This is a genomic window from Streptodolium elevatio (assembly GCF_053592165.1).
The window spans coordinates 20,601-41,887 of record NZ_JBSFVE010000032.1; the positions used below are offsets into that span (position 1 = coordinate 20,601).

General features: G+C 70.7%; 18 protein-coding genes. 7 read left to right on the forward strand and 11 right to left on the reverse strand.

The genetic code is table 11. The annotated features are described in order from the left end of the window. Nucleotides 1–230 precede the first annotated feature (230 nt). Complete coding sequence (locus tag ACWD12_RS36935) at nt 231–851, forward strand: DUF47 domain-containing protein (RefSeq protein WP_358352071.1); 621 nt, start codon at nt 231–233, stop codon at nt 849–851. A gap of 3 nt (nt 852–854) precedes the next feature. Then, entirely contained in the window at nt 855–1,856 is a 1,002-nt protein-coding gene (locus tag ACWD12_RS36940; RefSeq protein ID WP_358352068.1) for an inorganic phosphate transporter, read from the forward strand. A gap of 215 nt (nt 1,857–2,071) precedes the next feature. Here ACWD12_RS36940 and pstB read toward each other — a convergent pair whose 3' ends face one another. The 8 genes from pstB to mshD all read right to left on the reverse strand — a co-directional run bounded on the left by pstB (nt 2,072) and on the right by mshD (nt 12,182). Then, nucleotides 2,072–2,848, reverse strand: coding sequence for a phosphate ABC transporter ATP-binding protein PstB (gene pstB, locus ACWD12_RS36945; RefSeq protein ID WP_358352065.1), 777 nt, complete (start codon nt 2,846–2,848; stop codon nt 2,072–2,074). Nucleotides 2,849–2,943: 95 nt separating this feature from the next. Next, on the reverse strand, nt 2,944–4,014 hold the full coding sequence (pstA, locus tag ACWD12_RS36950) for a phosphate ABC transporter permease PstA (RefSeq protein ID WP_450103278.1): 1,071 nt from the start codon (nt 4,012–4,014) through the stop codon (nt 2,944–2,946). After that, nucleotides 4,011–5,054: a phosphate ABC transporter permease subunit PstC gene (gene pstC / locus ACWD12_RS36955; protein ID WP_450103279.1), complete on the reverse strand. Its 1,044-nt coding sequence runs from the start codon at nt 5,052–5,054 to the stop codon at nt 4,011–4,013. Before pstC ends, pstA begins: the two co-directional genes overlap by 4 nt. A gap of 36 nt (nt 5,055–5,090) precedes the next feature. Then, a complete protein-coding gene (pstS, locus tag ACWD12_RS36960) occupies nt 5,091–6,239 on the reverse strand; it encodes a phosphate ABC transporter substrate-binding protein PstS (RefSeq protein ID WP_358352059.1) in 1,149 nt (382 codons plus the stop codon). 303 nt (nt 6,240–6,542) lie between these two features. After that, a complete protein-coding gene (locus ACWD12_RS36965) occupies nt 6,543–7,511 on the reverse strand; it encodes an NUDIX hydrolase (RefSeq protein ID WP_450103280.1) in 969 nt (322 codons plus the stop codon). Next, complete coding sequence (locus ACWD12_RS36970; RefSeq protein WP_450103281.1) at nt 7,499–8,971, reverse strand: CHAD domain-containing protein; 1,473 nt, start codon at nt 8,969–8,971, stop codon at nt 7,499–7,501. The genes ACWD12_RS36965 and ACWD12_RS36970 overlap by 13 nt, the downstream gene beginning before the upstream one ends. Beyond that, nucleotides 8,958–11,150, reverse strand: coding sequence for an RNA degradosome polyphosphate kinase (locus ACWD12_RS36975; protein ID WP_450103282.1), 2,193 nt, complete (start codon nt 11,148–11,150; stop codon nt 8,958–8,960). Before ACWD12_RS36975 ends, ACWD12_RS36970 begins: the two co-directional genes overlap by 14 nt. Nucleotides 11,151–11,237: 87 nt before the next feature. Continuing rightward, the gene (gene mshD, locus ACWD12_RS36980; RefSeq protein WP_450103283.1) at nt 11,238–12,182 is read right to left on the reverse strand and encodes a mycothiol synthase; all 945 of its coding nucleotides are present in this window, start codon (nt 12,180–12,182) and stop codon (nt 11,238–11,240) included. A 203-nt stretch (nt 12,183–12,385) separates the two neighbouring features. On the opposite strand from mshD, the gene ACWD12_RS36985 reads away from it, so the two are divergent. Next, the gene (locus ACWD12_RS36985; RefSeq protein WP_450103284.1) at nt 12,386–12,706 is read left to right on the forward strand and encodes a hypothetical protein; all 321 of its coding nucleotides are present in this window, start codon (nt 12,386–12,388) and stop codon (nt 12,704–12,706) included. Then, nucleotides 12,703–14,787: an outer membrane protein assembly factor BamB family protein gene (locus ACWD12_RS36990; RefSeq protein WP_450103285.1), complete on the forward strand. Its 2,085-nt coding sequence runs from the start codon at nt 12,703–12,705 to the stop codon at nt 14,785–14,787. The genes ACWD12_RS36985 and ACWD12_RS36990 overlap by 4 nt, the downstream gene beginning before the upstream one ends. Nucleotides 14,788–14,867: 80 nt before the next feature. Here the strand turns inward: ACWD12_RS36990 and ACWD12_RS36995 are convergent, their stop codons facing one another. The 3 genes from ACWD12_RS36995 to ACWD12_RS37005 form a co-directional block, all read right to left on the reverse strand. After that, nucleotides 14,868–16,079: a hypothetical protein gene (locus tag ACWD12_RS36995; RefSeq protein WP_450103286.1), complete on the reverse strand. Its 1,212-nt coding sequence runs from the start codon at nt 16,077–16,079 to the stop codon at nt 14,868–14,870. Between the two features lie 182 nt (nt 16,080–16,261). Then, nucleotides 16,262–17,278 (reverse strand): LacI family DNA-binding transcriptional regulator, encoded by a 1,017-nt coding sequence (locus ACWD12_RS37000; protein ID WP_358352038.1) that lies wholly within the window; start codon nt 17,276–17,278, stop codon nt 16,262–16,264. A 100-nt stretch (nt 17,279–17,378) separates the two neighbouring features. Next, entirely contained in the window at nt 17,379–18,140 is a 762-nt protein-coding gene (locus tag ACWD12_RS37005) for a response regulator transcription factor (RefSeq protein ID WP_358352035.1), read from the reverse strand. A 360-nt stretch (nt 18,141–18,500) separates the two neighbouring features. On the opposite strand from ACWD12_RS37005, the gene ACWD12_RS37010 reads away from it, so the two are divergent. From ACWD12_RS37010 to ACWD12_RS37020, 3 genes are all read left to right on the forward strand, one after another. Beyond that, nucleotides 18,501–19,229 (forward strand): alpha/beta hydrolase, encoded by a 729-nt coding sequence (locus ACWD12_RS37010; RefSeq protein WP_450103287.1) that lies wholly within the window; start codon nt 18,501–18,503, stop codon nt 19,227–19,229. 103 nt (nt 19,230–19,332) lie between these two features. After that, entirely contained in the window at nt 19,333–19,593 is a 261-nt protein-coding gene (locus ACWD12_RS37015) for a MoaD/ThiS family protein (protein WP_358352031.1), read from the forward strand. Further along, complete coding sequence (locus ACWD12_RS37020) at nt 19,590–21,176, forward strand: hypothetical protein (protein ID WP_450103288.1); 1,587 nt, start codon at nt 19,590–19,592, stop codon at nt 21,174–21,176. The genes ACWD12_RS37015 and ACWD12_RS37020 overlap by 4 nt, the downstream gene beginning before the upstream one ends. The last annotated feature ends 111 nt before the right edge of the window (nt 21,177–21,287 follow it).

Below are 21,287 nucleotides of genomic sequence, written 5' to 3' on the forward strand. Positions count from 1 at the left end.
CCCGGACGGTCGTATCCGGCCTACTCTTCTCATGCGACGGGCGTGTTCCGCCCCGGAGGGGCTTCTTCCGGTTTTCCCGGTCCTCCGATGCGGAGCGGGCTCGTCGCGGTGCGCGTGCGGCTTGTTACGCCCGGGTACCGGCATGCCGAGCGCGACTCACCCGGATTGTCTACCGGTAGTGGCAAGCGCCTAGCATCGTCGGGACCGCATTCCTCATTCCGGAGATCTCTGTGCGATTGCGTCTGACCCCCAGGGAGACGAGCTTCTACGACATGTTCGCCACAGCGGCGAACAACCTGGTCACCGCATCCAAGCTCCTCACCGAGTTGCTCGGCGCCGAGATCTCCGCTCGTCCGGAGATTGCCGAGCGGATGCGTGCGGCCGAACACGCGGGCGACGACGCGACCCACGCGATCCTGCGCCAGCTGAACTCGTCGTTCATCACGCCGTTCGACCGCGAGGACATCTACACCCTCGCGTCCCAGATCGACGACGTCATGGACTACATGGACGAAGCCGTCGACCTCGTCGTCCTCTACCAGCTCGACGAGCTGCCGCCGCAGATCGCGGACCAGATCGAGGTGCTCGTACGCGCCGCCGAGCTGACCGCCGAGGCGATGCCGCGGCTGCGGACCATGAAGGACCTGACCGAGTACTGGATCGAGATCAACCGACTCGAGAACCAGGCCGACCAGATCCACCGCAAGCTGCTCGCGCACCTGTTCAGCGGCAAGTACGACGCGCTGACGGTGCTCAAGCTCAAGGGCATCGTGGATGCCCTCGAAGAGGCGGCGGACGGATTCGAGCACGTCGCGAACACGATCGAGACCATCACGGTCAAGGAGTCCTGACCGGTGGACCTCGTTCTGCTGGCGACCATTGCGATCGTCGTGATCGCTCTGGCGTTCGACTACACCAACGGGTTCCACGACGCGGCCAACGCCATCGCCACCTCGGTGTCGACCCGGGCGCTCACGCCCCGGGCGGCCCTGGCGATGGCGGCCGTGATGAACCTGGCCGGCGCGTTCGCCGGCGAGCAAGTGGCGAAAACCGTCGGCAAAGGCATCATCGACGCCCCCGACGGCAACCAAGGCCTGGTGATCGTGGCCGCCGCACTCGTCGGCGCGATCACCTGGAACATGGTCACCTGGTACTTCGGCCTGCCGTCGTCGTCCACGCACGCGCTCATCGGCGGCCTGGTCGGCGCCGCGCTCGCGGCGTCGCAGACCGTCAAGTGGGACGGCGTCGTCGACAAGGTCGTCATCCCGATGATCGTGTCGCCGCTCATCGGCTTCACCCTCGCGTACCTGCTCATGGTGGCGATCCTGTGGATCTTCCGCCGCCGCAACCCGCACAAGGTGACGCGCGGGTTCCGCGTCGCGCAGACCATCTCCGCGGCCGCCATGGCGTTCGGCCACGGGCTCCAGGACGCGCAGAAGACCATGGGCCTGATCGTCATGGCCCTCGTCGTCGGCGGCTACCAGACCGACTACGACGTGCCGTTCTGGGTCACGGTCTCGGCCGCGCTCGCGATCAGCGCGGGTACGTACGCCGGCGGCTGGCGCATCATGCGCACCCTCGGCCGCCGCATCATCGAACTCGACCCGCCGCGTGGTTTCGCAGCGGAGGCGACGGCCGCGAGCGTGCTCTACAGCACGGCGTTCGTGTTCCACGCGCCGGTCTCGACGACGCACACGATCACCTCGTCGATCCTCGGCGTCGGCGCCACCAAGCGCCTGTCCGCGGTGCGCTGGGGTGTCGCGGGCAACATCGTGACGGCGTGGGTGCTCACCATCCCCGCCGCGGCTTTGGTCTCGGCGGGTGCGTACGCGCTGCTCGATGTGATCTTCCTGTAGGCCCGCCGCGGCACCCCGCGAAGCCGCCGGGCCGCGCAAAGCCGCGAAGCATCGCAAAACCACCACGCACCACACAGGGGCGGTCCCCGTACGGGAACCGCCCCTCGCGCATGTCATACCCGGTACTCGCTCGCCTCGTGGGCCTTCTCGATACCGGGCTCGGCCGAAACGGCCGCGCCCGCACATTGCCGGCGACAGCGTCACCAGGTGCGTGATCAGCCGAAACGGCCGGCAATATAGTCGGCCGTCGCCTCGACCTCGGGCGACGAGAAGATCTTCTCCGTGTCGCCGATCTCCACCAGGCGGCCGGGCTGGCCCGGGCCGGCGAGGTTGAAGAACGCCGTACGGTCGCTCACGCGCGCGGCCTGCTGCATGTTGTGCGTGACGATGACGATCGTGTACCGCTCCTTCAGGAGCGCGATCAGGTCCTCGATCGCCAGCGTCGAGATCGGGTCGAGCGCCGAGCAGGGCTCGTCCATGAGGAGCACCTGCGGCTCCACCGCGATCGCGCGCGCGATGCACAGGCGCTGCTGCTGGCCGCCGGACAGGCCCGAACCGGGCTTGCCCAGCCGGTCCTTGACCTCGTTCCACAGGTTCGCGCCGCGCAGCGAGCGCTCCACGACCACGTCGAGGTCGGCCTTCTTCTTGGTGCCGTTGAGCCGGAGGCCCGCCGCGACGTTGTCGTAGATGGACATGGTCGGGAAGGGGTTCGGCCGCTGGAAGACCATGCCGACCGTGCGGCGCACCGCGACCGGGTCGACGTCCGGGCCGTACAGGTTCTGTCCGTCCAACTGCACGGAGCCCTCGACCCGCGCGCCGGGGATCAGCTCGTGCATGCGGTTGAGCGTGCGGATGAACGTCGACTTGCCGCAGCCGGAGGGGCCGATGAACGCCGTGACCGTCCGGGGCTCGATGGTCATCGAGATGTCCTCGACGGCCTTGTTGGTGCCGTAGTAGGCGCTGAGTCCGGAGATTTCGATGCGCTTGGTCATGCCTGCCTCGTCACGGGCGCCGGTGCCCGGGGTCGGAACTGCTGCTGTCTTCCGGGCGGGGACTGCCTGGGAAGGTATCGGGGATTTCGCCACGGTCATCGTCCTGCCTTCGGGGCCTTCCAGCGGGCGATCAGACGCGCCACCAGGTTCAGCACCATGACGATGATGATGAGCGTGAGCGCGCCGGCCCACGCGCGGGCGGGCGAGAACTGGTTGCCGGCGTGGTTCTGCTCGAACACGTAGAGCGGGATCGAGCTCTGCCAGCCGTCGAACGGGTTCGTGTTGATCGACTGCGCCGTGCCCACCAGGAGCAGCAGCGGGGCCGTCTCACCGATGACGCGGGCGATCGCCAGCATGATGCCGGTGATGATGCCGCCGAGCGCGGTGGGCAGGACGACCTTGAGGATCGTGCGCCACTTCGGGATTCCCAGCGCGAGGCTGGCCTCGCGCAGTTCGTTCGGCACCAGTTTGAGCATCTCCTCGGCGGCGCGGACGACCGTCGGGAGCATCAGGATCATGAGGGCCAGCGAGCCCGCGAAGCCGGAGGCCTTGAAGCCCAGGACCATGATCCAGAAGGAGTAGATGAACAGGCCCGCGACGATCGACGGGATGCCCGTCATGACGTCGACGAAGAAGGTGATCGCCCGGGCGAGCCGGCCGGTCCCGTACTCGACCAGGTAGATCGCCGTCATGAGGCCGATCGGTACGGCGATCAGGGTGGCCAGGCCGACCTGTTCGAGGGTGCCGATGATCGCGTGGTAGATGCCGCCGGTGTCGTCGCGCGGGCCGACGCCGCGCATCGAGTGCGACAGGAAATATGGCGAGAGCTCCTGGAAGCCCTCCTGGATCGTGTACCCGAGGATCGAGATCAGCGGGACGATCGCGACCACGAACGCGCCGTAGACGAGGCTCGTGGCGAGCCGGTCCTTGGCGCAGCGGCGGTCCTCCATGCGCCAGGACGCGACGGTCACGCCGACGATGAAGAACAGCCCGGCGTACCCGCCGCCGAGGGCCCAGTTGCCCTGCACGGCCTTGGTGAGCAGGCCGACCGCGACCGCCGCGGCGCCGACGGCCCACGGGATCCAGTTCGGCATGCTGCGCCGCGTCAGGTTGAGCGGGCCCGATTCCGCGGGGGGCGCGGTGACGTCCGTCTTGGTGATGGTCATGCGTTGGCCCCCGAGAACTCCTTGTGCCGGTTGATGACGACCCGCGCCGCACCGTTGACCAGCAGCGTCAGGAGGAACAGCACGAGGCCGGACGCGATGAGCGCGCCGCGGCCGAGTTCGTTGGACTCGCCGAACTGGTTGGCGATGTTCGCGGCGATGGTGTTGCCGCCCGGGTCCAGGATCTTGTAGACGAGTTCCTGGCTGCTGGACAGCACCATGGCGACCGCGATGGTCTCGCCGAGCGCCCGGCCGAGGCCCAGCATCGACGCCGAGATGATGCCCGGCTTGCCGAACGGGAGGACCGCGGTGCGGATCATCTCCCAGCGCGTCGCGCCGAGCGCGAGCGCCGCCTCCTCGTGCGCGCGCGGCACCTGGAGGAAGACCTCGCGGGTGACCGCGGCGATGATCGGGAGGATCATGATCGCCAGGATGATGCCGCAGGTGAACAGCGTGCGGGCGGTGGCCCCGGCGCCGTCCTTGTCGAAGATCGGGATGAAGCCCAGGTAGTCGCTCAGCCAGGTGTGCAGGCCGAGCAGCTTCGGCGACAGGAACACCAGTCCCCAGAGGCCGAAGACCACACTGGGCACCGCGGCGAGCAGGTCGACGATGTAGCCGAGCGTCTGCGCGACCCGCCGCGGGGCGTAGTGCGTGATGAAGAGAGCCACCCCCACCGCGACCGGCACCGCCAGCAGCATCGCGATCGCGGCGCTGATGACGGTGCCCGTCACCAGCCCGGCGACGCCGAACGCGGGCTTGCTGCCGTCCGTGACCCACGAGGAGTCGGTGAGGAAGTTGCCTTGGTTGTCGCCCAGCGCGTCCAGCGCCTCGGTGACCAGGAAGACCGCGATCGCGGCCATGATCACCAGGAGCAGGATCCCGGCGCCGCGGGACGAGCCGCTGAACACCCGGTCGCCCAGGCGTACCCGGGTCTTGGCGGACTTCACGTCGGTGCCGTGCGCGTCCTTGTCGGACGGGCCCCGGCGCCGACCGGAACCGCGCACGTCGGTGTCGCGCGGCTCCGGCGTAGTGGAGGTGGACATCTCTTCTCCGTGACTGTCGATCAGGGCGGTGCCGGATCAGGACAGGCTTGCGACCGCGGTGCGGACCTTGGTGGCGATCTCTGCCGGGAGCGGCGCGTAGCCGTTGTCGGCGAGGATCGCCTGGCCCTCTTCGCTCGCGGTGTAGGTCAGGAAGGACTTGACGAGCGGGAGCTTGTCCGCCGCGTTGCCCTTCTCGCAGACGATCTCGTACGTCACCAGGATGATCGGGTACGCGCCCTCGGCCTTGGTGGCGTAGTCGAGCTTGAGCTTCAGGTCGTTGCCCTGGCCCTCGACCTTCGCGGCCGAGACGGCCTTGCCCGCCGCCTCGGGGGTCAGCTTCACCGGGGCGGAGGCGCCGGTGTTGATGGCCGCGATGCCGAGGCCGTTGTTCTCGGCGAACGAGACCTCCATGTAGCCGATGGCGCCGCTGGCGCCCTTGACGACGGTCGCGACACCCTCGGAGCCCTTGGCGGACTGGCCGTCCTGCGTGGGCCAGTCCTGCGACGGCTCGGCCGTCCAGTCGGCGGGCGCGGCGGCCTTGAGGTACTTGGTGAAGTTCTCGGTGGTGCCCGACTTGTCGGAGCGGTGCACCGTCTGGATCGCCGAGGACGGCAGCTGCGCGCTCGGGTTGAGCGCCTTGATCTCCGCCGCGTCCCACTTGGTGATCTTGCCGGAGAAGATGCCGGCGATGGTCTTGGCGTCGAGGACCAGGTCCTTCACGCCGGGCAGGTTGTACGCGACGGCGATCGGGCCGGTGACCATCGGCAGGTTGATCGCCGGGGTGCCGCCGCACGCGGCCGCGCCCTTGGCGACCTCCTCCTCCTTGAGCGCCGAGTCGGAGCCCGCGAAGGCGATCTGCTTGTCGAAGAACGACTGGCGGCCGGCGCCCGAACCGCTCGACTGGTAGTCGACCGTGGTGCCCGAGCACTTCTGCTGGTACCGCTTGACCCACTCGTCGATGGCGTTCTTCTGCGCGCTCGAGCCGGCGCCGGCGAGCGTGCCCGAGCCGCAGGTGAGGTTCGCGGCGGGCGCGGAGGACGACCCGGCGCCCGTCGTGCCGTTCGCGCTCGGCTTGTCCGCCGTGTCGTTGTCGTCAGAGCCGCAGGCGGTGAGCGTGAGCGCGCCGGCGACGGCTATCGCGGCGAACGCGGTGCCGCGCCGGGCGAGTCGGGGCCGAGTGGTCACGGCTGTTCCTTCCGGTTGCTTCAAAGAGCCTCTGCGATGACCACGTCGGTCACCGTCGATGCCGACGTTAGGTCGCACGTGTGAAGCGAACGGCGGGGGAAAGTGAACCCGGCATGAACACAGGCGGGCCATCAGACGATCAGCCCGCGGGCGCGTTTCATCCCCAACTGATCTGATGGTAGTCCTCTGACCTGCGGGTTTATCGGAAATGTCAGAAGGCGTTAACGGGGAGTTCAAAGTTGTCGGGCCCACCGTTCCGCCCGCTGTGTCCGTTTCTTGACCGCCGGGCGGTCATTCCGACACTCACCGCTCCGTCGGATACGGGGCGTGACGATCCGCCGCGACCACGACACCGGCCGCGGTGTGCAAGGCCAGGAATTCGCCGGGCAGGAGCAGCTCGTTGGGGTCCCTCCCGGGCTGCCCCGCCCGCCCCACCGAGCGCAGCAGCGACGGCAGCACCGGGCGGTGCGTGCAGATGATCACCGGGGCGCTCTGCGCGACGAGCACCTTGAGGAGTTCGCCGGCCGCGTCCGGCCGGTCCGCGTGGCCCTCCTCGGACAGCGCCGGCACCACCTCGACCGCGACGCCCGCGCGGCGGCAGTACGGGTCCACCGACTCCAGGCAGCGCAGCGACGGCGAACTCAGCACGGCGGCCGGCCCGTACGCCGCCAGGATGTCGCCGAGTGCGGCGGCCTGCAGGCGGCCGGCGGCGGTCAGCGGCCGGTCGGCGTCGCCGTCGCGGTGGCTCGTACGGGCCACCGCGCCGCAGTGCCGCAGCACGATCACCGGCGCGGTCGCGTGCGGCCGGGAGGTCAGCGACACCAGCAGTTGGACGTCGCGGCCGTACGACATCAGCGTGCCCGCGTCGTCCGGCGACAGCCACGCGATGCGGTCCACCTCCCGATTGGCGGTGAACCGCCCGCCGCGTGCCTCGGCGGCCCAGTAGCGCACCAGCTTCAGGCGCTCCCCGACCGCATAGGACTGCACTCCCAGCTCGCGGCCGAGCGCGCACGCGAAGCCGGTCTCCTCGCCGACTTCGCGCACCGCCGCGGCCGCGCCGTGTTCGCCGGACTCGACCTTGCCCTTGGGAAGGGACCAGTCGTCGTACTTGGGGCGGTGGACCAGCGCGACTTCGATGTCGGCACCGGCACCGGCACGCCCGCTGCGTTCCGCGGGTCGCCACAGCACGGCCCCGGCGGCGTGCACCGGGGTGCGCAGCCGCTCGGGCGAGGGTGGGTCGGCCGACCGCCCCAGTCCGCTCAGGAGCCCCACAGCTCCACCTCGTCGAGCCGATCGCGCAAGGGCGGCCACACCGAGGCGAAGGTGAAGCGCGCCTCGGCGACGGCGAAACGCTGCACCGTGTACAACTCGCCCAGGACGAACGCCGCCGCCCCGCCGAGACGCGGTGACAACGCAAGTTCGCGGACCACCTCTGCCGCGAGTGCGGCGTCCTGGTGCGTTCCGAGCGACTCGGTGACCGCCTTCATGCGCTTGGCCAGGCTCTTCGCCGAGGCGCCGAACTCGGGTGCGCACAGGTCGGCGGCGTACCTGGCCCGTTTGCCCAGGATGCGCACGCGGTGCCACGCCTCGTCGTCCTCGCCCGACAACGGGACGGGGGTGTTGTACGCGACGGCGGCGTGCGCGAGAGGCAGTGCCTCCGCGCCGGTCGCCAGGGTGCGGAACGCCTTGGCCGCGAGCCGTGGCACGGTCTTGGCGGCGGGCCGGGCCGCCTGGCGGGTGAACTCCAGGCCGAGTCCCGGCTCGGAGAGCTGCTCGCCGAGCGTGCCGAAGTCCGGCGAGTCGATGGCGCGCAGTGCCGTGGTGTGGCCGGACGCGAGTCCGCCGCGCAGGCGGCGCTCGACCGCGGCGCGGGCACGAGGCGTACCGGAACGCGCTGGCAGCGTCTCGAAGGCCGCGAGCAGGCGTTCCAGCAGAACTTCGTTGTCGCGTTCGCCGGCCAGTGAGTCGGCGGCCCAGCGCAGTTCGAGCGACAGCGCCTGCGCGGGCCCCGGTTCGACCAGCGACTTGCAGGTACGCAGCGCGCTGCGCATGCGGCGCGCGGCGACCCGCATGCGGTGTGCCGCATCCTCGCCGCCTTCGCGTACGCGCGGCGCCTGGGCCAGGAACTCGGCCGCCTCCGCGCGCAGGTGGTCGAGGAGTACGTCGCCCGCGGTGCGTGGCGGGAAGGACACGGGGGCGAAGGGCGGTTCCACGGCTGCGGGCCCCGCGACTGCGGGCTCGGTAACCGCAGGCTCCGCAATCGCGGGCTCTGTGTCCGCGCGCGGTGGGGCGTCCGGATCGGACCTGGGCCGGGGGAGCCGGGCGGCAACCTCGGGAGTCGGAGCGCTCGGCGCGGCCGAATCATCCGGCGTCTTCGGTGTGTCCAATGCCGCCGGGGTACCCGGGCTCGGCAGCGCGGCGGGTGCCTCCGCCGCATCCGGGCTCACGCTCAGTGCTTCGGCCGCTTTCTTGGCCGTGCGCCGACGCTTCTCGGTGCTGCCCGCCCCGTCGGCCTTCCCGGGCTTGGCGCCTTTGGGGCCCTTGGGGCCTTTGGGGCCCTTGGAGTCCTTGCCGCCCGTGGCGGCCTTGTCGGTCTTGCCGTTCCCGTCGGTTCCGCCGGACCTGCCGGTCCGGTCGCTCTTCCGGGGGCTCCGGGTGTCTCCGGTGCCTGCGCCCCCGGTCGTCTCCGCGCTGTCGGTGCCGTCCTTGACCTGCCGTTCACTCCGGCCCACGCCGTCGCCTCCTCAGTTCTATGAGGTGGTCCTGCACGTCGCGCAGCACGGTGCCGTCGGGGGCCGTGGCGTGCCGCGTCCACGTCCCATCGGGGCCCAGATGCCATGAAGCGGTCTCGTCGGACATGCCGAGGTCGATGAATTCGGCGATCTGGTCCCGGTGTCGGCCGCTCAGACGTACCGCGGCCTCCACTCGGCGGTCAAGGTTTCGGTGCATGAGATCCGCGCTGCCGATCCACACTTCCGGCTCGCCGCCGTTCGCGAAGACCCATACGCGCGAGTGTTCGAGGAAGCGGCCGAGGACGCTGCGCACCCGGATGTTCTCCGAGAGACCGCGTACGCCCGGGCGCAGCGCGCAGATGCCGCGGATCCACAGGTCGACCGGTACGCCTGCTTGCGACGCGCGGTACAGCGCGTCCACAACCGTCTCGTCGACGATCGAATTGGACTTGAGGCGGATGTACGCCGGCAGACCCTGCTCGTGGTGGGCCACCTCGCGCTGGATGCGCTCGACGAGCCCGTTGCGCAGCGAGTGGGGGGCCACCAGCAGGCGGCGGAAGGTCTGCGCGCGCGAGTAGCCGGACAGCCTGTTGAACAGGTTCGACATGTCCTCGCCGACCTGGGGGTCGACGGTCAGCAGGCCCATGTCCTCGTACAGCCGCGCGGTCTTCGGGTTGTAGTTGCCGGTGCCGATGTGGCAGTAGCGACGCAGCGTGTCGCCTTCCTGGCGGACCACGAGCGACAGCTTGCAGTGCGTCTTGAGGCCGACGACGCCGTGCACGACGTGGCAGCCGGCCTGCTCGAGCTTGCGCGCCCACTCGATGTTGTTGCTCTCGTCGAACCGGGCCTTCAGCTCGACCAGGACCAGGACCTGCTTGCCCGACTCGGCGGCGTCGATGAGCGCGTCGACTATCGGGGAGTCGCCCGACGTGCGGTACAGCGTCTGCTTGATGGCCAGCACGTGCGGGTCGGCGGCGGCCTGCTCCAGGAACGCCTGCACCGAGGTGGCGAACGAGTCGTACGGGTGGTGCACCAGCACGTCGCGCCTGCGCATCGCGGCGAACACGTCGGCGGAGTGCGCGGTCTCCACCTCGGCGAGGTCGCGGTGGGTCCCGGCGATGAACTTGCGGTACGTCAGCTCCGGGCGGTCCAGGTCGGCGATCGCGTGCAACCCGGTCAGGTCGAGCGGGCCGGGCAGCGGATAGACCTCCTTCTCGCCCACGCCGAGCTCGCGTACCAGCAGGTCGAGGACGTGCGGGTCGATCGTCTCGGCGACCTCCAGGCGTACCGGCGGCCCGAACCGGCGGCGCATCAGCTCGCGTTCGAGGGCCTGGAGGAGGTTCTCGGCGTCGTCCTCCTCGACCTCCAGGTCCTCGTTGCGGGTGACCCGGAAGGTGTGGCGGCCCAGGATCTCCATGCCGGGGAAGAGGTCGCCGAGATGTGCCGCGATGACGTCCTCCAGCGGCACGAAGCGCGCGGGGGAGACCTCGACGAACCGGGGCAGCAGCGGGGGCACCTTGACGCGCGCGAAGTGCTGGTTGCCGGAGCGCGGATTGCGGACGACGACCGCGAGGTTGAGCGACAGCCCCGAGATGTACGGGAACGGATGCGCGGGGTCGACGGCCAGCGGCGTCAGCACCGGGAAGATGCGCTCGCGGAAGAGCGTGTAGAGGGACTGGTGCTCGCCCTCGGTCAGGTCGTCCCAGCGCAGCAGCTCGATCTCGGCGTCCGCGAGCGCGGGCAGGACGTCGTGGTGGAAGCACGTGGCGTGCCGGGCCATCAGGCCGCGGCTGCGCGACCAGATGCTCTCCAGCACCTCGCGCGGCTGCAGGCCGCTCGCGGCGCGTACCGCCATGCCGGTCGCGATGCGGCGCTTGAGACCCGCGACGCGCACCATGAAGAACTCGTCCAGGTTGGAGGCGAAGATCGCCAGGAACCGGGCGCGCTCCAGCAGCGGTGTCGTGGGGTCCTCAGCCAGCTCGAGCACACGTTCGTTGAACGCCAGCCAGCTGCCCTCGCGGTCGAGGAAGCGGTCGGCGGGCAGGTCGGTCTCGTCGGCGCGCGCGCCGACGACGGCGACCGCCGGACCCACGAGGTTCGCCGAGCCGTCGCCGTCTTCGGGTACGGGGGCCACCGCGAGGTGGCGGGTGCGGGCGGATGCGGGCAGATCGGCGGTCATCTGATCATCCTCCCGGGGATCGGTGTCTCCACGGTAAATACGAAACGACGCCCCGGAAACCGGAGTGCCGCCGCAAAGCGCCCGGGTTCAGTCCTGGTGCCGGTACATCACATCCACGGTATGCACACGGAAGCCCAGACGGGTGTAGACGGCGACCGCCGCCTCGTTGTCCGCGTCGACGTACAGGAGGACCTCGGCGAGCGGCGCGCCGTCGGCTTCGGTCTGGGCCAGATGGGTGAGGCCGACTGCGGTGAGTGCCTTGCCGAGTCCACTGCCCTGCGCGGACGGGTCCACACCCACCACGTACACCTCGCCGAGCGGGCCCTCGGCGGCGGTGGCCGGGTGCACCTTCGTCCAGTGGAACCCGACCAGCCGGCCGTCGGCGTCCTCGGCCAGGAAGAACCCCGTCGGGTCGAACCACGGCTCCGCGATGCGGAGGCGCAGGTCGTCGTGCGTCCAGGAGCCCTGCTCGGGGTGATGCGCGAACGCCTTCGCGTTGAGCGCGAGCCAGGCGTCGTCGTCCTGGCCGGGGACGAACGTGCGTACCGTCACCCCGGGCGGCGGCTGCGTCTCCGGCACCGGCAGGTCGACCGCGCGGCGCATCTGCCACAGCTCGCGGAACGCGCTGAAGCCGAGCTCCGCCGCCAAGCGCTCCGCGGCGGCCTGCTTCCCGTGCGCCCACACCCGCAGCCGCCCGCTCCCCTCGCGCCGCCGGGCCTCGTCCAGCAGCGCTTGCACGAGCAGCCTGCCGTACCCCTTGCCCCGCGCGCCCGGTGCCACGAACAACTCGCCGGAAGGCCCGTCGTGCGGGTCCGACACGTCCAAGTGCGCGTACCCGGCGACCTCGTCCCGCACCCGCAACAGCAACTCGCGCGCACCGGGCGCCCCGTGCCGCAGCTCGAGCCGCGTCTGCTCGGACAGCGGCGCGGCCCCGTCCACCCGCGCGGCCTCCTCCGCAAGCCCCAGGACCACCGCGACATCCGCCGCGTCCATCCGGTTCGTGCCCGCTACATAACCCTCACCGTCGACCATGCCCCAACCGTACGGCGCCTGTCGTGAAGCGGGGCGGACCTGTGCCGACGCGCGAAGACGCACCGTGCGGGTCTTCTTGGTGGCAAAGCCGACGATTCGGGCGAGAACTGCTGGTTGGGGCGTCCGACTTGGGCGGCAGGGGGGTTGCTGCCGATAGCGTGTCGAGACTGACCGGCGTTCCCCCCCATGAACAGGATTCGACGATGTCGTACGCGCCTCCCCCAGGCCCGCACGGCGGTATCCCCCACCAACAGCAGTGGGGCGCCGCGCAGCCGCCACCCCCACAGCCGTACCGGGGACCCGCGCGCCCGAGGAAGCTCCTGGTCGGGTTGGTGGGAGTTCTGATCACCGTCGCGGCGCTGTCGTCGATGGCTTTCACCGCTCTGTGGTGGGACAACTCGATCAAGGAGACCGGCTTCACCGATACGAACCCGTACAAGGACCTGCCGGCACCGCGCGGTCTCGGCGCGCCCGTGCCCGGACCCGCGGACATCCCCACGGGCCCGACCGGTGGTGGCGCGTGACGAACCCGCCTCCTTCGTTCCAGGTCCCGGACAACAACGAGCCGGACGACGGTCGGCAGCCCTATGTGCCGCCGCAGGGCGGCCAGGCGTGGCAGCCGCCTCCGAGCGGGCCAGGGACACCGGGAGCGCCTGGACAGGCCGGTGCCCCGCCGCCTGCGTACGCTCCGCAAGGGCCGCCGCCCGGGCAGCAGGCCCCCTGGGCGCCGCCGCAGGCCGCCGACCAGTGGGCGCCCCCGCAGGCCGCTCCGTGGGCGCCTCCGCCCACGGGTCAGCCGTCATACGGCCCGCCGCCGGGCTCGGCTCCTTCGGGGGCGCAGCAGCCACCGCAGCAATACATGCCGCCGCAACAGCCGCAGTGGTCGGGTGGTGGCGGCTACGTCGAGCCGCAGCCGCCGGGCCCGCCGCCGGGTTCGTCCGGCCCGGGGAACTACCCGCCGGGCAACTACGCTCCCGGCAACTTCCAGCCCGGGAGTATGCCGCCGCCCGCGGGGCCGCCGACCGGCCACGGGTCCGGTCCGGGCACCAGCGGGTTCCGGCCCGCGGCGGGCCCGGTTCCGCCCGCCGCGTACGGTCCGCCGGCGCGGCCCCAGGACATCCAGCTCGGCCCACCGCTCATGCGACCCCGCAAGCACAAGCGTTCGTGGCTGCTGCCCCTCGGCGTGGCCGCGGCGCTCGTCGCGGCCGCGGCCCTGCCGGGTGCGGTCGGTGAGGCGAAGAGCGACGCCGGGGAGAGCAAGGCCGGAACCCCGTTGGCCAAGGCGGAGGTCCTGTGGTCGATCCGAGAGGGCCGGGACGTCCCGGAGTCGGTGCCGGTCACAAAATTCGGCGAGGGGAGGCTGGCGCGCACAGGCGTCTGGTACACCGCCGCCAACATCGTCGTCGCGGAGGAGAAGCGCGTCGCCGCCTACGACAAGAACACCGGTCGCCTGGCCTGGGAATACTCGTCGTCGGCCGGTGAGTTCGTCTGCGACGTCGACCTGCAGAGCGGGGACAAGCAGGCGTACGTCGCCTTCGGCGGCAAGCAGGACTGCACCACGCTCGAAGCGATCGAGCTCGACCAGGGCAAGAAAGTCTGGTCGGCCGACGTCGCCGACTCGGGCGACACGGACACACCAGGCCTCGAAGACTATGTGCTTCCGACCGAAGGCATCTCGGTGTCGGACGGGACCGTGGTCTTCGACGGCAAGGGGTACCGCGCGACCGACGGCCGGAACCTGTGGTCGCTGGAGTCGTCCTTGGGGGAGGGGTGCACCTCCGACGCTGTCACCGGCGGCACCAAGCTGATCGCGAAGGTGTCGTGCGGGTACGACAGCGGCACCATCCTGGCCGAGCTGAATGTGGCCACCGGCAAGCCGAAGTGGCAGTTCGAGGTTCCCGGCGGCGCCGGTTTCAGCCTGGGCGGGATCGACGTCGTCTCCACCGACCCCGTGGTCGTCGTACGCTCGCACGGCGCGCTCAGCACACAGCCGCCCGAGGTCACGGTGCTCGATGACCAAGGCAAGGAAGCGTTCAAGATCACCGACGGCTTCACCGTGGCGGGTCCGCGGGGCAGCAGCACCAGCCTGGTCGGGAACGTACCGGTCCTGGCCAGCGACAAGGTCATCTACGTGCCCGGCAGTGACATGTCTGCCTCACTCAACCAGGGCAGCGGGTCCGCGAACCTGGTGACGGCCGTCGACCGCAAGACCGGTCAGAAGCTCTGGACGACGAGCGTGGCCGAAGGCAAGAGCACACTCGGCTTGAAGCAGCAGGGCAAGCTGTATCCGGTGCGCGTCGAGGAGTCCGGGGACCTGCTGGTGATGGTGCAGGACGGCGGCATGATCACCGGCAGGCCCATGAGCCTGGTCCGGTTGTCCGCGGCGGACGGCACCTTGACGAACCTGAAGGAGTTTCCGGGCCGCGCCACGCTTGCCGTCCTCGCCCTCATGCGGGACGTTCTCTTCCACGAGGAAAACGGGCGCGTGTACGTGGCCGGACACGCGTACCCGGTGGACAAGGAGCTTATGGAGAACGTCCCGAACGCGTTCAACCAGTCGGTGACTTACAACTTGCGGCCCTACCACGTCATCGCGATGGAGTAGCGGCGGCGAAGAGCGATACGAAGGGGTGTGCCGCCAGTGGCGGCACACCCCTTCGTGCTGCTCTACGTCGCGCAGGGTCGTCAGGGACGGTGAACGAAGGGCCCGCTGCGGAAGTTGATGCCGTTCCACTTGCCGATGCGGGAGATCTCCCAGAGCGCCAGGACGGTGATGGTGGTCGCGCCCAGGATGCCGATGGCCGCCTTGACGTTGTCCGGTACGGCGTCGTTGTTGCCCATCGCACCGGCGAGCGGCACGAAGTCGCTGCCGAGGTCCACTGTCAGGTCGTTCAGGACCAGCGTCCAGGCGAGCCACGTGGCGAGCAGCGCCGGCAGCAGCGGGTGGCCGTCGATGGCGGCGAAGAGGTGCCGTGTGACCTGCCACAGCGCACCGAGCGCGTACAGGACGCTCCAGAACAACGCGAAGACCGCGGCCCACGACAGCGCGAGCTGAAGCGTTGTGCCGTCCTCATTGAGCATGTACGTCTTGCCGCGCAGCCCCGCGCCCGCGTGCAATCCCAGGTAGGCCCCGATGCCGAGAGCCGCGGGAATGGCGAAGACGACGATGACGCGGATGGGGTGGCGAAGCTGGCTGAGCGTCGTGCCGCGCGCGTGGGGCGCCGCGGAGATCACCAGAAGGAACCCGACGACGACTATGCCGAGGGCGCAGAGGAGCGGGGCGATCATGATGCGCTCGATCACCGCGCCGGCGAGTTCCTGGGCCACGGTGACACCGGTGTTCAGGTTCTCGCCGATCTGGTTGGCCTGCTGAAGCGCTTTGTCGGCGTCGCCCAGCGGGTTCGTCGGCACTCCCGTGGGGATGTTCGTCGGGATGGAGGGGGGCTTGGTGACCTGCGGCATCGGCACGTTGGCGAGCGCTTCCGCTGAGGGCGCCGCCCCGGAACCGCCCTGCGGCATACCCAGGTTCGTGGGAAAGTTCGTCGGAAAGTTTGTCGGGAAGCTCGGCATGCTCGGGATGCCGGTGGGAATGCCCGCGGGGTCGCCGGTCGTCGGCGTCGTGCCGGGCCCCTTGGACTTCCGGTCGTAGAAGATCCGTACGAATACGGCGAAGACCACGGCCATGCCCAGCCACGCTCGGATGCGGATGACCCGTTCCATCACCGGGTCGGGACGCCCCGTGTGGTACTTGGGCTTCAGCAGCTTCGCCGCGAGGAACATCGGCAGTGCGATCGAGGCGATGTTGCCCAGCCAGCGGCGTTCTGTCTCTACCGGGGTTTCGCCGCGGGCGTTGCGGGGCGGCTCCGGGGGTGGCTGCTGGGCGTATGCGGGCGGCATGCCCTGTGCGTGAGACGGCGTGTACGCCATCGGTGAAGCCCCTCCCCGAATACCAACAAGTGGAACAGGGAGGGAGAGTAGCAATCCTCACGGTCTGCCGTGCGGGACCGGCAGGGTGGATGACAGTGATCTGACGAGGTGTCAGGTCGAGCAAATAGTTGGCGCCGAGCCGGGAGGCCGGGTCAGCAGCCGCAGCTGCGGCGGACCACCAGGCGGGCCGGGAAGCTGCGTACGCGCTCCTCGCCGGGGGCCGCCGGCTCGCGCTCCAGGGCGAGGTCCACGGCCGCCTCGGCCATCGCCGCGCGGTCGGCGGCCACCGTGGTCAGCGGTACGTCCGCGAAGGCCGCCTCGGCGATGTCGTCGAAGCCGACCACGACGAGGTCGTCCGGTACGCGGAGCCCCAGCTCGCGGGCCGCCCGCAGCACGCCTATGGCCTGGTCGTCGGTCGAGCAGAACAGCGCGCCCGGGCGGTCCTGCTCGGCCAGCATCTCGCGGGCCACGCCGTACGCCCCGAAGCGGTTGAACGGCGCGCCCCGCACCAGCCCGTCCGTCGGCAGCCCCGACTCCTGCATCGCGCGCCGCCAGCCCGTCACGTGGTCCGTCACCGGGTCGCCGAGGTCGGGCGTGGACGGCGGGCCGCCGAGGCAGTGGATGCGGGTGAGGCCGTGCGCCTCGATGAGGTGCCGGGTGGCCAGGTAGGCGCCCTCGACGTCGTCCAGGACCACCGCGTCGCCGCTGAGCGCGTTGGGCTGCCGGTGCATCAGGACCACGCGTACGTCGCGCGCCGCGATCTCCTGCGCCGCGCGCTCCGACGGGCCCTGGCTGACCAGCACCAGACCGGACACCTGCATGCCCAGGAACGCCCGCACGTAGTGCAGCTCGCGGTCGTCCTCGTAGTCGGAGTTGCCGATCAGCACCAGGCGGCCCTTGTCGAAGGCGGCCTTCTCGACGGTGTGCGCGAGCTCGGCGAAGAACGGCTGCCGAGCGTCGGGCAGCACGAGGCCGATCAGGTTCGTACGCCGGCTCGCCATCGCCTGCGCGACGCTGTCGGGCCGGTATCCGAGCTGTTCTATCGCGGCGAGGACGCGCTCACGGGTCGCCGGAGCGACCGGTCGCGGTCCGTTGTTGACCACGTAGCTGACCACGGCGGTCGACGTCCCCGCGAGGCGGGCAACGTCGTCGCGGGTCACCTTGGGCACGCCACCATTGTAGGGACGACGCCCGTCACTCATATCCGCAGTGTCCCCGCTCGTAGTGGAATGCGTGACCGGATCCGCTCGAATCCGGTCGGAACGGCCTTCAGGATGCCTGCTCCGGGACCACGTCTGCCACCGAAACGGCCCCTGCCGACGCACTTTGGCTGCGCGCCTCCGCCTCGGCGCCCCGGTCGGGCACCACGAAGCGGTAGCCGACGTTGCGCACCGTGCCGATCAGCGACTCGTGCTCGGGCCCGAGTTTGGCGCGCAGGCGGCGTACGTGGACGTCGACGGTGCGGGTGCCGCCGAAGTAGTCGTACCCCCACACCTCCTGCAGCAGTTGGGCGCGCGTGAAGACGCGGCCCGGGTGCTGGGCGAGGTACTTCAGGAGCTCGAACTCCTTGAAAGTGAGGTCGAGCACCCGGCCGCGCAGCTTCGCGCTGTACGTCGCCTCGTCGATGGTCAGGTCGCCGTTGCGGATCTCGGTCGGCTCGTCCTCCGCGCCCTGGGCGGCCTGCAGGCGCCCTATGGCGAGCCTGAGGCGCGCCTCGACCTCGGCGGGACCCGCGGTGTCCAGCAGCACGTCGTCCACGCCCCAGTCGGCGGTCAGCGCGGCCAGGCCACCTTCGGTGGTGACCAGGATCAGCGGACAGCCGACCCCGGTCGTGCGCAGGACCCGGCACAGGCTGCGCACCTGTGGGAGGTCCCGGCGGCCGTCGACCAGGATGACGTCCGCGGGTGGCGCGTCGACGAGCGCGGACGCCTCCGCCGGGGCCACGCGGACCTGGTGCAGCAGAAGGCCGAGCGCGGGAAGCACTTCGGCCGACGGCTGGAGCGCGTTCGTGAGCAGCAGCAGGGCACTCAACTGGGCTCCCCTCGCCCGGTGCGGACGATCGGGTCCGCACCTGTTCGGTGGCGGGTGTGCGGGCGCGGCAAGGACGTTGTGGGTCCTGGCGTGCGCCGCATTCTCACCTCCACGAAAACACGAAAGGACCCGGGGCGTCGTCGCCCGGATCCTCTTCACGAGTCGTCGGGGGTGGTGTCAGCCGGTCCGGAGACATCAGGTCGTCACCTTCCAGCCCGGCCGGAAATCAACCCGGCCGTTTCCACCCCAGTGGACTCGCGAGTCAGGATAGCCGACATGGCACCGCTTTCCGATGGAGACGGCGATCGTCCCGTATCGCGGACGAATACCGCCACGCATGCGCACTCGGTTCGTCACGATGTGCTGATCAGCGCCGATGGCGTACGCATCAGCGCCGTCCACCATCCGGACAGCGCCCGGGATCTGGCCTTCGTGGTGGCGCACGGATTCACCGGATCGTGGCGCAGGCCGCGTGTCGCGGCGGTGATGGACGTGCTGCGGGCGTACGGCGGCGTCATCGGCTTCGACTTCCGCGGCCACGGGGCCTCCGGCGGTCACGCGACCATGGGGGACCGCGAGGTTCTCGACTTGGACGCGGCGGTCGCCTGGGCCCGCCAAATGGGCTATCGGAGGGTGACCACGGTCGGCTTCTCGATGGGCGGCTCGGTCGTGGTGCGGCACGCCGCGCTGCACGGGGGAGTGGACGCGGTCGTCGCGGTGAGCGCCCCCTCGCGCTGGTACTACCGGGGTACGCCGCCAATGCGCCGGATTCATTTGGCCATCAATCACCCGGTCGGACGACTCGTCACCCGAACGGTCCTCAAGACGCGCGTCTCGCCGCGACGCTGGAATCCGATCCCGCAGGCTCCCAAAGACCTGGTCGGGCGCCTGTCGCCGGTGCCGCTCCTGATCGTGCACGGCGACCGCGACGCGTACTTTCCGGTGGACCACGCCGAACAGCTGTACGCCGCGGCGCGTGAACCGAGGGAATTGTGGATCGAGCCCGGACTCGGCCATGCGGAGAACGCCGTGGGCCCCGAACTGGTCAAACGCATCGGCGCGTGGGTGAACGGGCGGATCCCCGGATAGGCGGCGGCGTGCGGACGAGGCGTGCGCGGGCGCGATGATGGGGCACTCTGGTGTCCGCCGCGGCCTACGCGGCGCGGGAGAGTTGTGAACGGAAGTGGGCGCGATGGCGGTCGGCACGATGCGGTACTGGGCCGCGGCCAAGGAGGCCGCGGGCACAGCCGAGGAGGTGTACGACGCGGACACGCTCGCCGACGCGCTGCGCGCGGCACGCGAGCGCCACGCGGGTTCGCCGCGCTTCGTCCCGGTGGTCGGGAACTGCTCGTTCGTCGTGGACGGCAACCCGGTCGGCAAGCGCGACCACGGCTCGGTGCTCCTGACCGAGGGCGGAACCGTCGAGGTCCTGCCGCCCTTCGCCGGCGGATGAGCGGGACGCCCCAGGGGCAGCACGGGCAGCACGCACGGCAGGAATTCGACGGCTGGGCGGACGGGGCGCATCCCGGGCAGTACGCGGACGGCCACGCGGCGGTCGACGGCTACGTGGCGGCGGACGGCTACGCGGAGGGCTACGTCGGCAGCGCTGTCGAGGGCGGATATGCGGCCGACGCTTACCCCGACGGCTATTCGGGCGGTGGATCCGGCGACGGCTACGCGGCGGCGGGCTATGACTACGAGGGACATCCGCAGCAGGTGCCGACGCTGCCGGACGCCCGCCCCGGCTCGCAGCGATACGACACGCAGCAATACGACACGCAGCAGTACGACAGCGGCGGTTTCCCGCAGCAATATGCCCAGGCCTATGAGCAGCAGCAGTACGAGGCGGCAGCGGAGCCGTATGCGGGGGAGCCGTACGCCGGCGAGGCGTTCGCCGCGGAGTTGTACGTGCCCTACGCGCCCGGTGGCGGGGAGGAGTCGGCGTACGGCCACCCCGCGCCCGTCGCCTATGCGCCGTACGAGGAGCAGGCCGGGGGCGACCGGCGGCTCGAAGGGTTCGACACGTTCGACGGGGCCGCCGAGTTCGACAGGGACGCCGAGTTCGACGGCGCGGACGGATACGACGGCGGCGTCATGGTCGAAGTCGGTGCCGAGTTCGACGCGCGTGCGGGCTTCGGTGATTCGGATGTTCTGGACGCCCCTGCGCCGTTCGACGCTCGGGACGAGCGGGGTGAGACGAGCGGGCGGGGCAGGCGGGGCAAGCGGGACGACTACGCGGAGGTACCCGCCCCCGGGCGGCAGGCGGCCGAGCGCGCGGCCCGCCGCGTGCCTATCTGGCATCCCCCTGGACTGCTCCCCGCGCTACTCACCTCGGGCTTGGCGGGCGCTCTCGTCGTCGGCGCGCTCGTCGGCGGACCCGCCATTGTCGTAAGTGTCGCCGTCCTGCAAGTCGTCACGGCCGCAGGGTGGTTCCGACTGCACGGCATGTGGCCGGCGCGTCAGGGGATCGCGCTCGCAATCCTCGCCGGCTTCGCGGCGGACGTGGCTGTGTTGAAGGCCGGCGACGACGCGCTCGGCATACTGCCGGGCATTCTGGCCGCCGTGCTCGGCGTCGTACTGCTCCAGCAACTCGCGCGCCGGGACGGCCGCCCGGAGTTGCTCCCCGCTCTCACGGTCACTGCGTCTGCCGCGCTTCTGACGGTCCTGGACGTGCTGTTCGTGCTGGCCGCCCGGGTGGAGAGCCCGGACGTACGGGACGGCGCGCTCGTCGTGGTCGGCGCCGCCGCCGTCGCCGTAGCCGTGCTTCCCGCCGCGATGCCGCTCCCCGGCCCGCTGGGCGCCGCCCTCGGCCTCGCCGCCGCGGCGGTCGCCGGCTTGGTCGCCGGGTCGGTCCTGAACGTCGGGGGCACCGCCGTGGCCCTGGGGGTGGGAGCGGGTGTGATGGGCCTGCTGGGTCGCCGTACCGCGGGGTACGACCACCCGTCGAAGTTCGTGCACTTCACCGCGGGAGTCGCCCTGCCGCTTGCGCTGGCCGCGCCCGCCGTCTACCTCCTAGGCCGGGCGGCGTTGGGCTGACGCGCGGCGCTGGGCTGATGCGGTGCCGGGCTGAGGCGCGGTGCCGGCTGCGGCTCTGGTCCGTGGAGCTTGTGGCGCGAAGCCGGGCTGATGCGCGGCACTCGCAAGGCT

Coding starts and splice junctions, on each gene's coding strand:
- pstB (WP_358352065.1), bottom strand. CDS start 2,848: ATGACCAAGCGCATCGAAATCTCCGGACTCAGCGCCTACTACGGCACC.
- pstA (WP_450103278.1), bottom strand. CDS start 4,014: ATGACCATCACCAAGACGGACGTCACCGCGCCCCCCGCGGAATCGGGC.
- ACWD12_RS36995 (WP_450103286.1), bottom strand. CDS start 16,079: ATGCCGCCCGCATACGCCCAGCAGCCACCCCCGGAGCCGCCCCGCAAC.
- ACWD12_RS36975 (WP_450103282.1), bottom strand. CDS start 11,150: ATGACCGCCGATCTGCCCGCATCCGCCCGCACCCGCCACCTCGCGGTG.
- ACWD12_RS37020 (WP_450103288.1), top strand. CDS start 19,590: ATGAGCGGGACGCCCCAGGGGCAGCACGGGCAGCACGCACGGCAGGAA.
- ACWD12_RS36985 (WP_450103284.1), top strand. CDS start 12,386: ATGTCGTACGCGCCTCCCCCAGGCCCGCACGGCGGTATCCCCCACCAA.
- mshD (WP_450103283.1), bottom strand. CDS start 12,182: ATGGTCGACGGTGAGGGTTATGTAGCGGGCACGAACCGGATGGACGCG.
- pstC (WP_450103279.1), bottom strand. CDS start 5,054: ATGTCCACCTCCACTACGCCGGAGCCGCGCGACACCGACGTGCGCGGT.
- ACWD12_RS37015 (WP_358352031.1), top strand. CDS start 19,333: ATGGCGGTCGGCACGATGCGGTACTGGGCCGCGGCCAAGGAGGCCGCG.